General features: G+C 62.6%; 11 protein-coding genes. 8 read left to right on the top strand and 3 right to left on the bottom strand.

Annotation, left to right across the window (positions count from 1 at the left end; all coding sequences use genetic code 11):
- Positions 1-32: 32 nt before the first annotated feature.
- A complete protein-coding gene (gene cutA, locus ACFXB5_RS21110) occupies positions 33-365 on the top strand; it encodes a divalent-cation tolerance protein CutA (protein ID WP_078642603.1) in 333 nt (110 codons plus the stop codon).
- 4 nt (positions 366-369) lie between these two features.
- On the opposite strand, the gene ACFXB5_RS21115 is transcribed toward cutA, so the two are convergent.
- Together ACFXB5_RS21115 and ACFXB5_RS21120 are read right to left on the bottom strand one after the other, a co-directional pair.
- The gene (locus ACFXB5_RS21115) at positions 370-1,707 is read right to left on the bottom strand and encodes an XRE family transcriptional regulator (RefSeq protein ID WP_385210013.1); all 1,338 of its coding nucleotides are present in this window, start codon (positions 1,705-1,707) and stop codon (positions 370-372) included.
- 232 nt (positions 1,708-1,939) lie between these two features.
- Positions 1,940-2,176, bottom strand: a complete 237-nt coding sequence (locus ACFXB5_RS21120; RefSeq protein WP_385210015.1) for a hypothetical protein — start codon at positions 2,174-2,176, stop codon at positions 1,940-1,942.
- A 17-nt stretch (positions 2,177-2,193) separates the two neighbouring features.
- Between ACFXB5_RS21120 and ACFXB5_RS21125 the strand changes: the two genes are divergently transcribed.
- Both ACFXB5_RS21125 and ACFXB5_RS21130 read left to right on the top strand, forming a co-directional pair.
- Complete coding sequence (locus ACFXB5_RS21125) at positions 2,194-2,526, top strand: hypothetical protein (RefSeq protein WP_385210018.1); 333 nt, start codon at positions 2,194-2,196, stop codon at positions 2,524-2,526.
- A gap of 459 nt (positions 2,527-2,985) precedes the next feature.
- On the top strand, positions 2,986-3,276 hold the full coding sequence (locus tag ACFXB5_RS21130; RefSeq protein ID WP_385210020.1) for a hypothetical protein: 291 nt from the start codon (positions 2,986-2,988) through the stop codon (positions 3,274-3,276).
- Between the two features lie 143 nt (positions 3,277-3,419).
- Here the strand turns inward: ACFXB5_RS21130 and ACFXB5_RS21135 are convergent, their stop codons facing one another.
- A complete protein-coding gene (locus tag ACFXB5_RS21135; RefSeq protein ID WP_385210023.1) occupies positions 3,420-3,680 on the bottom strand; it encodes a hypothetical protein in 261 nt (86 codons plus the stop codon).
- Between the two features lie 352 nt (positions 3,681-4,032).
- On the opposite strand from ACFXB5_RS21135, the gene ACFXB5_RS21140 reads away from it, so the two are divergent.
- The 5 genes from ACFXB5_RS21140 (at position 4,033) to ACFXB5_RS21160 (ending at position 10,515) form a co-directional block, all read left to right on the top strand.
- Positions 4,033-5,298, top strand: coding sequence for a TerD family protein (locus ACFXB5_RS21140; RefSeq protein WP_385210026.1), 1,266 nt, complete (start codon positions 4,033-4,035; stop codon positions 5,296-5,298).
- Positions 5,299-5,911: 613 nt separating this feature from the next.
- Positions 5,912-6,409: an endonuclease domain-containing protein gene (locus ACFXB5_RS21145; protein ID WP_385210050.1), complete on the top strand. Its 498-nt coding sequence runs from the start codon at positions 5,912-5,914 to the stop codon at positions 6,407-6,409.
- An 890-nt stretch (positions 6,410-7,299) separates the two neighbouring features.
- Positions 7,300-7,653: a hypothetical protein gene (locus ACFXB5_RS21150; protein ID WP_385210029.1), complete on the top strand. Its 354-nt coding sequence runs from the start codon at positions 7,300-7,302 to the stop codon at positions 7,651-7,653.
- 1,573 nt (positions 7,654-9,226) lie between these two features.
- Positions 9,227-9,952 carry a hypothetical protein gene (locus ACFXB5_RS21155; RefSeq protein ID WP_385210031.1) on the top strand — a complete coding sequence of 242 codons (726 nt, stop codon included), beginning with the start codon at positions 9,227-9,229 and terminating at the stop codon, positions 9,950-9,952.
- A gap of 26 nt (positions 9,953-9,978) precedes the next feature.
- Positions 9,979-10,515 carry a hypothetical protein gene (locus tag ACFXB5_RS21160; RefSeq protein ID WP_385210034.1) on the top strand — a complete coding sequence of 179 codons (537 nt, stop codon included), beginning with the start codon at positions 9,979-9,981 and terminating at the stop codon, positions 10,513-10,515.
- Positions 10,516-11,524 lie beyond the last annotated feature (1,009 nt).

The raw sequence follows: 11,524 nt of genomic DNA on the forward strand, positions 1-11,524 counted from the left end.
CCGTGCTCAGGCACAGGACTACGCTCGCGGGTATGACTGATTTCCTTCAGGTGGCGACGGCGACGGAGAACCGTGAGGAAGCCGAGAAGCTTGCGGGGTCGGTGGTGACGGCTCGGCTCGCGGCCGGGGCGCAGATCGTGGGGCCGGTGGTCTCCGTCTTCTGGCATCAGGGCGAGTTCGGCACGGGGGAAGAGTGGCAGCTCTTGTTCAAGACCCGTGCCGACCGTTACGCCGACCTTGAAGCGCACCTCTTGGAGCATCACCCGTGGAAGAACCCCGAGGTGTCGGCCGTGCCGATCGTCGCGGGTTCGGACGCCTACCTGCGGTGGGTGGAGCGGACCACTGAGCCGGAACCTGGGGCCTGACCTCTCACGTCCTGGCCTTCTCCAGGACTTCGGCCACGGACGGAAGCTCCTGGTGGGCCTTGAGCCGGTGGAGGATCGGCGCGAGGCGCTGGCGCGGGCGGACGGACGCCACTCCGGCGGAGAGTTCGAGTACGCGGCCGGTGATGGTTGTAGCCTGCTCGATCTCTCCGGCGGTGAGGTAGGAGTCGGCGAGCCACGACAGGTAGAGGCTCTTGTCGCGAGCGTGTGTGTCGTCGTATCGGGTGAGTACGTCTTCCAGGACGGGGACGGCTCGGAGCGGTCGACGCAGTTCGGTCCAGCAGCGGCCGGTCATGATCTGAAGCTCGTTGCGGTCGACCCACGCTGACCAGTCGGGCTGTGGGCTTCCGTCACCCTCGCTGAGGGCGGCTTCCGCGATGCTCAGCGCGCGTTCGGTCTCGCTGGGGTTTCCGGCGACGGCGTAAGCCCACGCCAGTCGTTCATGCAGCAGCGCGCGCACTCCGGGCGGGGCGTCGGGGCCTGCGGTGCGGCATGCCTGGACAGCGGTCTCTATTCCGGCAGAGCGGTCCGTGTTGATCTTCTGGTAGGCGAGGAAGGCGAGGGCGTTCCCGGCCAGGGCGGCGTCTTTCGCCTGAGTGGCCGCCTTGTGACTGTCCTCGTAGAGGCTGCGGGCATCGGCGTGCTTGCCCGCGTCGAATGCGGCCCATCCGGCTTGCTGGGCCTGCTCGGAAAGGACCGACAGCAGCGCGCGGCCGGTCTCCTCGGTATAGCTGCCCTCTCGGAGCATCGTCTTCGTCGCTTTGTACTCGCCGAGGTAGACGCGGTAGGTGTCTCCTCCGCCGAGCACGTCATCGAGTCGCCGTAGCCGGGCGGTGCGCTGCCGCAACTGCTCGGGCACGTCTCGATCGATTCGGTGGCCCGCGTTGATCTGGGTCAGCTCGGGCAGACCGAGGACCAGGCCGGCCCCGGCTGAGGCTCGGAAGAATTCCCTGCGCAGCACTGTTTCGCTTCCCTCTCGGGTCGTGGGTGTGGTGCGTGCTGAGGCGGTAGGGGCGTTACCGGGTGCTGTAGCCGCTTCCCAGTCGCGGGGAGCGAGGCCGAGGAGATGCCCTGGGATACGTAAGGCGTCGGCAATCATCGCGATCTTCTCGAACGACGTGATGCGGCCCTGGCCACGGGCCAGGGTGCCGACTCGCTCGGGCTTGATGTCACACTCGGCGGCGATCTTCGAGTAGCTGATCTTGGCTAAGTCTCGGGCAAGGGAGAAGACTGCGCCGAAGTCGTGAGCCACGATCGCGGCGCGCATCTCTGCGTGGTTGAGCAGTTCTCGCGGTAGTGCTGTCGGCGGTTGGTAAGCGGTCATCGTGTGCCCCATTGCGCCTGCTGATGACAGTGTGTCGCAAAGTCCTGACCGTCAGCCTACCCATGATGGGTATAGCCACGGGCGGGAAGCCACCGCCGTTTCTCCGCAGCACAGTTGGCAGACGCAAGAGACCCCCGCGACCGATGCGAACGGCCCGGGGGCGTGGTCAACGCTGTGTAGGAGCGTCAACGTGCCAAACCATATCCCCCGATTCGTGCGGTGGCTGTTGCGACTACTGCTGCCCGGCGTCGGTCGTCATCGCGCTGGTGAGACAAGCGCTTCGGTGACCTGTGCGGACGCGCCGACGCTGCGACTTCCGCGCGTGCACCAGGTACATCGAGTGTCGGATCGTCCACTGCTGCGTGGTGAGGACGTCGGCCTTGTTCGGCCGTATGTCGCCGCGCATGCGCGACGCCAGGAGCAGCGCAGGGAGGGCCTGCCTCGGGTGGAGCTGCTGTGCGCTCCGCACGGGATGGTGGTGGTCAGGTGAGTGCGCAACCACGACTGCTGCCGTGGCCCGGCCCTGCTGGGAAGCCGTGCTACCTGGTGGCGGACGCGGACGGTGAGGGGTACTTGTCGCGGCTGGCTGACGAGATGGAGGCGGTTCAGCTCCAGATGGGCGCTGAACTGATCGGTCACGCCCGCCTGTTGCTCCGCGACCGGAAGGCGGACGCACGAGAACTCCGCTACCTCTCGAACCGCCTGATCGAAGCGCTGCAAGACGCGCTCCGGATCGCGGAGAGTCGCGGCGGGCGTCTGCCGGTGTCCGATGAGTGCGAGAGCGACGGACCGACTCGGACGAACGAGGGGGACGGATGAGTCGGGCGTCAGATGGCTGGCAGGTCGGTCCCGCGCCGGGGCGTGGTCTGCGCCCTGGGGAAGGCGGTCTGCTGGAGTTGCCACTTCGAGTTCTCCGCCCCGGTCGCGCGTCCCTGGCATCGCTGGTGCTGACGGTGGTGGAAGCGGAGCAGTTGCACGCCGCCTTGTGTTACGCGCTCGGCGGCGAACCTGCTCCTGAGGACGCGCCGGAGTGCCGAAAGCCGGTCCGATACCCGGGCGGCCGACAGAAGTACTGAGGTCGGTGCGGACGGAATCACGCGCAACAACTGAAGAAACAACACCGGACCACCCCCGTGCCTGGTCAGCTCCTGGGGTGGTCCGGCTGGGGATCGATCACGAACCCCGGTGCCGATGGTACCGGGGTTGTCGTCGTGCTCCCGCTCGACGCCAACCGGTAGTTGATTGTCAGGTGGCTTGCAGAGAAGGGGACTTGACGAGATGTGCGGCCCTGGGGACGACGGGTTCGACGGTGAGGCGGCAGACCTGGAGGCGGGGATATGGGTACGCGGAGAGGACTACCTGAGCGGCTGGCGGGACGCGAGAGAGGCTGTGGCTGATCTAGGCGACGCGCTGCGGCTCGTCGGTATGGAGACGGCAGGGGTGCGGCTGCGTGCCGCTTCGGGCGCGGACGGTTCCGGGGTGGTGCGGCTGGAGCTGTCGGCGGCCTCGGCGCGTGAAGTGGCGATGCTGGCGCGGGTGACAGCGGCGCGGTTGGGTAGGGCCGGTTGAACGGGATCCTGAGCTTGGATACGCCGGAAGGGAACGGGCGCTGAGCTGTGCGAACGCTCTGCTGTCTGGGTTTCGGCCGGGCTCCGGAACCCATGACTGCCCGCTGTTCGCTGCCCAGACGGGAACGGATCGGTCACGCAGGCTCACTCGTACATCGTGGCTGCTACGAGTGCATGGGCGAAGTAGGTCCGGTTTCCATCGGTGGGGAGGGGCTCGTGCTGGTGGCGTTCGTACCAGCCGGGCCCCGAAGCGACCCAGGCCGCCAGCGCTTCGAGGAACCTTTCCAACGTCGCGTTCTCCCACTGCGCCCCGTCGTGACGGCACTCTGCTGTGAGCTGGGTCAGGAAGGCGGCGAAGGCTTCCTGACTGGGGACGCTCTCGCCTGGTTCTAGCGGCATTGGCATGCGGGGAACGATACGCGGAACGCCATTCAACGAGCTTGTGGCTGTCCTTGGCCGTGGGACTCCCAACACGCTTTCCAACTGTCGTGGGTTCTGAGGTCGCGAACGGGGCCGTTCACCTGCGTTCAACGGCGGTCGGCCGTGAGACCGGCTGTCGGCTTGGGTCTCGCCTGAACGGCTATGGACGACGCTGAATGAGACGGAAACCGAGACGGACGGCAGAACCATCGGTGTGCACCCTGCCATGCTGGGAACCTGATTGACTTGAAGGTGATCAACCGCAGTAAAACAGTGTTTGTCGCACACGGACCGGCCAGAGGTACCACGATGTACGCACCATCGTGAGAGGCCACACATGACTATCACTCTTGCCAAGGGCGGCAATACAGTCCTGTTCTCAGCGGTCTGCCGCGTCACCCTCACCTCGCTCACCACGGGCATCGACGTCTCCGCTGTTTTGCTCGGGCAGGACGGCAAGGTGCGGAGCGATGACGATCTTGTCTTCTACAACCATTCGTCACAGGACGGGGTCGCGCTGAATAGGCAGACGATCTTCGCGGACCTGACCGCGATACCCACGACAGTGGACAGCATTGCGGTTGTCGCCAGCATCGACCCCGAATTGCAGGCCACCCACTTCGACGCTAGCAACACCCCTCACGCGGTCATCGAGTGCGGGAGCGCGCGGATCACCTTTGCGCCGCCACCGCTCACGCATCGGGAAACGGTGGCCATCCTGATCGAGCTCTATAGACGTGCAGGCACTTGGAAGGCAAGGGCTGTAGGCCAGGGATGGGACACAGGGCTGGCAGGTCTGGCCTCGGACTTCGGCATCGTTGTAGACGACCCAGGACCGTCCACGGCGCAGACCTCATCTGCGGCGACGTCAGCGCAGACGTGGCGCCCGCCTGCTGCGCCGCCGCCATCCACCTACGGACCGCACATCTCAGCAGTGGCTGCACCAGTCCCGCCGACGACACCGGCTCGCCCTCTCGTCCCGCTGGGCAAAGTGGCCCTCACCAAGGCCGGCCAGGCGACCATTGACATGCGCAAGGACGACCCAAGCCTCGTCGTGACGGCCACACTTGAGTGGAACGGCGGAAGCACAGCCCGACGACAAGCTGGCGCGGACCTCGACCTCTACGCCCTCTACGTCCCTGGAAGTCTTGTCACCCCACCTGGAAAGCGACCGAACAAGTCAGAGGAGGTCATCTACTACCGACAGCTCGGATCGCCCTCGGCGCCGCCCTACATCACCCTGGACGGCGACTCCCGGGTGCCAGGCCGTGAGACCATCACGATCCGTCGCCCCGACCTCCAGGGCTTCGTCCTCATGTGTGCCTACAGCGCGGTGGAGAACGGTACCGGTTCCTTCAAGTCCTACGGAGCCCGGGCAGTTGTCACTGATGGACGGGGCTCCACCGTCACGGTGCCGCTATTCAACAACCGCAACCTGTCTTACTGGGTCGCCATTGCCCTGATCGACTTCACCGTGCCCGGCGGTGCCCAGATCCGGCACGTGGAGAAGTACAGCGGCAACCATGTCGAGGCCCGCCCTACGCTGTACTCGAACGGGAACTTCCGAATGAGTACGGGAAAGGTCGAATTCAAGACCAGATAGTCAGTAGCAAGATCAGGGTAAGCTCTCAAATAGTTGGCGGCTCTCAGGCTCCCGCACCCCGGAGGCACTGAGCTTGGGAATCACAGGGGCGATCAGGACTGTTCAGGGTTCTCACCTGTGTACAGCTCCTGAAGCAATCTTGAGCACCGGCTACGGTTAGCTGCGCTGACCGTAGCTTGCCGTTCGTTCTGGCACGCATCTGGCACGGTTCCTCTGGCGGTGATCACCGCATTACAAGTTCGATCACCGGCCAGGTCGCCCAAGGCTGGGCTGGCCCTAACTGTCGGGCGAGCGGCGGCCTCGACGCATTAGATGCCGCCGACATCCGCCGTCGTTGATGTCAATTGGTGATGCCAGAACGTCAGCCGAGCAGTACCCTGCGAGCGGCCCTGCGTCGGCCGGCGCGAAGTTCCCCATAGCGCGGACCCGTTGTGGAGGGGACCAGCCCGTTCGAGGAGCGCAGCACCCGCTTGATCTTGCCGCGTAGGCACAGCTCCGGAGTGTCAGTGGCAGCGTCTAGCCTGCGGCCGTGGACTGGTTAACAGACGAAGAGTTCGACGCATTGACAGATGAAGAGTTCCACGCATGGGTCGAGACCCTGGAACCCTGCACGGTGTGTTTCGACAAGCTCTGGCGAGTCAATGCAGGCCCCAAGGGAAAAGTATGTCCACAGTGCCGCAACGCCGAACGACAGGCCCGGCGACATAAACTGACGCGTGCTCGCGTCAACGCGATCCTCAGAGCTCAGGACGACACATGTCCGCTGTGCCACAGACTGGGTGGTGACCCGTCGATGGAGGGGCCGTCATGGTGGCACATCGATCACGATCACGCCTGCTGTCCCGGCCGGTCCTCGTGTGGACAATGCGTACGCGGGCTGCTGTGCAGAGACTGCAACACCCGTGGCTTGGCATGGTACGAGGGCCTCACAGTCGACCTGCAAAACTGGGATCACGTTAACGCCTACCTGGCGGATCCCCCGGCACGCAGACCAGAGGCAGCAGTGCTGTTCCACGGCGATCTTCACGGCGTACGCTCACGAGACGGTTCTTTCGCTGAGTGGCGCTCCAGCCAACCGCTCGACAACGGTATCGGGTCACCAACCGTGTAACCCGTCTTTAGGGCACGAGGCCGAGTCAACGGCAGGCAACGAACAAGGCCCAGGTCGCTGACCTGGGCCTTCGCTGTGGAGCGGGTGACGGGAATCGAACCCGCGCTCTGAGCTTGGGAATCACGGGGCTGTCGACATGGATCACGTCGCTGACCAGCGCAAACGGGCACTGGCGACAAGATGCCGTGCTTGCCGCAGCACCCGTCGTTGACCGCTGCTTACCGCCCCATCTGGTGCGCATCTGGTGCGGGCTGCGCTTCGTCCCGAACCTCGGACGGGGCGGTCGCTGAGGTTCTGCTGGACTGGTCAGCCGGTCGGCTGGGGCTGGTGGCGGTGGGCTGCGGTCGCAGGGGATGTTTTACAGGAATGCCGAAGCTTCGCGGTCGCGGAATCTCTCGGTACCCCGAGTGATGCGTTTCCCGAACGGATTAGGCGGGCGTTCCGTTCAGTGTGGCTCTCACTCGGTCCGCCCTTTTTCGAGGTATTGATTCTGTACCTGCTTGAGATATTGTTCGAGCTGCGGCGATGTGACCAATTCTGTAACAACGGCCTGTACGAGCATATCGTTGGCTTGCCGCGCCAGGGAAATTGCTCTAACTAGCAGGATCGCACTTACAGGTAAAAGTAGAAGCCACAATGGGTCAAACTTCCACGTCAACACCACGCTCAGGAAGGCTCCAGCCAGTGCTCTGATCAGTCATGTTGCGCGCGAACTCGGCGTGAGGTGTGATGGATGAGGGGCTGTTCTCTCCACGGAGGTGAGGTCAATGAACAGCCTGCTAGCCCAGCGTGAAGCATCGCTTGGTCCGGAGGTTACATGTAAGGGAGAATATTGTCAGGCTCGGATGCGTAAAAATGACGTCTGTCCACAATGTGGGTGGCGTCGACGCTTGAACCCAGTACCCGTTGGACAACTCCCGAACGGAAAGCCGGATTACAAGGAAGAGAAGCCGAGTCCTTGGCTGAAGGCTTGTATATACGCATCGGTCGCATTGGGTGTACTTCTCTTTGTGGTGGGTGCAGCCGGAGGCGGCGCAGCTGTGCTCGTGATCGGGCTGCTGGGGGCTCTGGCCGGTGCTGCATCCATTAAAATCACCGATAATGGACGCGCCTGGAAGAGTCTCTGGTTGGATGAAAAGTTGGTCGCATCGCCTGGGATCGGTTTTGGTGGTTCTCTATTTGCGGCGGTAATGGCTTACATAGGACTCATGGCGCTTGTCGGGAATATTGTTGGGAAAAAATAGGAGAAACCAAGGGGGAAAGCCTCAGCAGGCGACTCTATCTGCTGACGCGGACTGGCCCACGGCAAGAGATGTCGAAATGCAAGCGGGTGGGTCCCTCCTTGGTCGGGCAGCTTTGCCGGCCCCTGGGGGTTCCTGGTACGCCTCCGGGGCCCGGCCGAGGAGGGACCTGCCCCGTCCTGGCATGCGGGCCCGAGTCGTTTCACAAGCGCCCCGGACCATGATCGGTGCGGGGCGTTTTGGCTGGTGCCCCCGGCAAGATTCGAACCTGCGACACCCGCTTTAGGAGATCATCCGGGCTGTCCAACGCCCAGGGAAGCCGCATCACTGCCTGCCATGCATGATGCACGGAAGGCTCCCCGAGTACGGCAAGGTGCACTGGTGTTGCCGTCAAAGAATGCCGTCAGGCCAACGGCCCCGAACTGTGGCTTGTCTCCGCCTGCTCAACAAGCGTTCGGTGCCACCGAAGGCCCCCAGGAGCTCAGAATCTCCTCAACTCCACTTCAGGAGGCTCTGGTGCCCCGTCAGGATCGATGACATGACAGTTGTCGACTGGGGCAATGTCCCAACCTGGATCAGCGCCGTCGGCACTACCGGCGCTCTCAGCGCCACCGTCGGAATCATCTGGCGTGATCACCGCAGGGCCGAGCGGGCGGACGCTGCCGCCTTGTCCTGCTGGCAGACGCCGTTGCATGAGGACGAGCGCGGCCCGGACAGTTCTGCGCGATGGCACGACAACATTCATGTTCAGAACAACGAGGTACGGCCCGTCTACGACCTCGTGGTCCTCACTTGGTCTGGCGTCACCGTAGAGTTCGGCCCGGTGCATAGCATGCAACGGGTTCTCCGCCCCGATGAGAGTTGCGGGGCCCATGTGCTCCCCTCGGCAAGCCTTCGCGGCCCCAGCCCTGTTGCTGTCGCTTTCCGTGATAGCGACGGAGCCCACTGGCTGCGTGATCTGTACACCCAGACTCTGCATCCACGCAACGTCACCCCGAGCGTTTTCCAAGCGAACGTCTTGGCTCGAAGCCTGGCCAAGGCACGCCAGCGCAGTCTCCGGGATAGCGCCCGCATGGCGGAGGAACGGCGCCCCGGGAGGGGCTACACCTTCTTGAGCACAGCTCCACCCTGGAGGTGGCCGAGGCGCATCTGGACAATGCCAGGCCGCCCAGTGGGGTAAGACACCCCGCGCTTCCGTCCCGGACCGGTAGCCGTCGTCGAGGCAATCGGCCCGCCCAAGCAATTCGTACATCTGTCCGAAGTATTCGAACGCGATGGCGATATCTTGCCCGGAAACCGAAGTCCGCTACGGGGTGACCGATCATGCGGGAATATGTAACAATTATCGGTTGCCGGGGTACGCCACTGACAAACCGAGGGGGACCGGGTGTCTTCATTTCAATTCTGCCTGTACGCAATTGGCGTAAATCAGTTCAAGCGCAAGAACTCGAGTCGCCAAGTGGCCCAATTCAACTCCCGCCGACATGACCTCCTTGACTCCTTGCGGGCCTTTATGCGAGATGGTGTCGGGTCGAAGGGTATTTCGATAGCGACGGGGGAACATTACCTTCGCTTGATGGACATGGATGAAGAGAGCCGCTACATTTGGCCGACCGTGGAATCGGGACGCTTTGGAAGCACTGGGAAGGTCGTAAAGACCACGACAGGGGATGACGCCTACGATCTCACGCACGAAGACGCTCCTACGTATCCCCTGCGCCAGTTCTTCGTTGTGCCGCGCTCAGGGGAATTAGCAATTTGGGCGACTGAAGTGGTCGGCCACTCCTCGGCTATCACATCACTGTGGGCGGCGTTCGGCGATTGGTTCAAGTCGGAATATGACAATGATCGCCTAATCGTGAAGCGGTCGCCGCTTCAGAATTCCGACGCCTGGAAGGCATTCTTGGATGAATCTGAATTGCAGGAAATCAAGTTCTTGACGCACGTGACAGACTCCGATGCCGCTGTTGGAATTAGGGCTAAGGAGTTCACCGCCAAGAGCGGGTGGGGTAGGAAGCTCCCCAAGGATTGGATCTCACGCGCCTACGCTCGCGACCTCCCACCGAGCGCAGTATTTCATATCGAAGGACTGCCGGAGGCTGACGAAGTGCATCTTGAGATCAAGCGCGAGGGGAAGAGTCGGACGGTGGTCGTCGGCCGCGACTTTCCTCGCTTCATGTACCCGATCGAAACGGAGGAGGGCGGGCGTCCCGATGACTCGACCTTCAGGCGAGAGGTAGTGTCAGAGGTTGGTGCTTCACTAGACCTCATGGGGGTCAGCCGGGGTGACTGGCAGGCGTGACCTGAGGCCCAGCAGCCGGAGGGGACATGAGCGCCAAGTGGAGCGTCACGGGGATCGCGCAGGCGCACTTCGCAACATATACAGATGCGCGCACCGGAAAGAGGTTAATTGCCGATTACCTGGCATTCTTGGGAATTCCCGCATTCGTGGCCCTTTTTGCCTCCATCATGACGGCAAGGGGGGATTTTCATCTGTCGGACGTGACTCGACTATTGGGCGGGATTGGCGTATTTACGGGCTTGCTCTTCGGTCTGCTCACTAATACGTTCACCGTCAGCTTGCGTGTCCGGCGAGATGAAGGTCTTGACCCAGAGCATGTAGTTGTGAAGCTGGTTGCGGAGTTGTTTGCGAACCTCGGCTGGTCGGTGGTGGTTGGGTGTGCGCTCGTCAGTCTCATCGTCGCGGCAGGGGCAACTCACACGTCTGAGGATGTGTTAGGACCTTGGTGGACTGGGGTTCTGGTCTTCCTCTTCTTGCACTTGATGATGACGGTTCTCATGGCACTAAAACGCTTGTGGTTTGCGCACCAGAAAATTGCGGACTTGCCGCCGAAAGATAAGTAGGGCGGCCCACGCAGCAGGCCGCGACGTGCATGGGCCACCTGCGAGATAGAGGACGACCGCAAGCGATTCCTCGAAGCATGGAGGTAACGCCTAGGCGAGCTAATAGCCGTTGAGACAGACGCATTGGCCTGTCAGACCCCACGACTCGACCAACACCAGACGAGCGTAACCTTTCCAGGCAGCGTCCGTCCGGGTCCGGTTTGCGGCGGGACCAGCCAGCGAGCTCGCCTTTGATCCATCGTGCCGCATTGGCTGTGCGAATTCCAATTCCAAATACGTACGACGTGGAGATGATGCAGAGCCTAATTCTGTAATGTGCACAGGATGAGAATATCTTTCTCGATCTTGTTGACTATCTGCTGAGCACTGGTTCGGGGGATCCCGCGGCTTCCAGCTCGGAGAGTTCACTTTTAGTGGGTGGGTCTGCATGGATGGTTTCCGCAGATCGCAGAAGCCTTCAGCGGCGTGTCGATAGCTACGAATCGGCATCTGCTCCAGAGGGCCAGGCTAGCGAAGAGCTGAGGCAGGCATGGGATCGGGCGTTCTCTCGCGGGCCGGACGCCTCGGACACGTGGGACCACGCCATCAAGGCTGTAGAGGCAGTGCTAATCCCTGTCGTAGTTCCAAAGCAGGAAGCTCCAACTGGGTCATGTTGTCGGCTCCTTTCGTAGCCAGGGGGCCCGGTGGAGATTCATCCTCCCCGGCGTGAAGCTGGATCACAGCGTCGAGCCTCTAGTCTCGATGCCCTTTGGCTGAATCCTGACCGGCATGCCAATGGTGCGAATCGGGCACCTAATTTGGAATAGGCTCAAGCCGCAGTCCATCTGGCTGTGACTATCGTCCAGTGGGCGCGAGGAAGTGCTATCTCACTGAGTGCTTCGAAGTGACGAAACGGAGCACAGCTTTAGTCGAGCGGTCGGTGGAGCGGCTTTGGGCTGGAGCTGCTTTGGGGCGAGTGATCATGGCCCCGTAAGCTTCCGGCGCGTCGGGCAGTCTGTGGACCTGCCCG

Source organism: Streptomyces sp. NPDC059455, assembly GCF_042750115.1.
GTDB classification, from domain to species: Bacteria; Actinomycetota; Actinomycetes; order Streptomycetales; family Streptomycetaceae; genus Streptomyces; species Streptomyces endocoffeicus.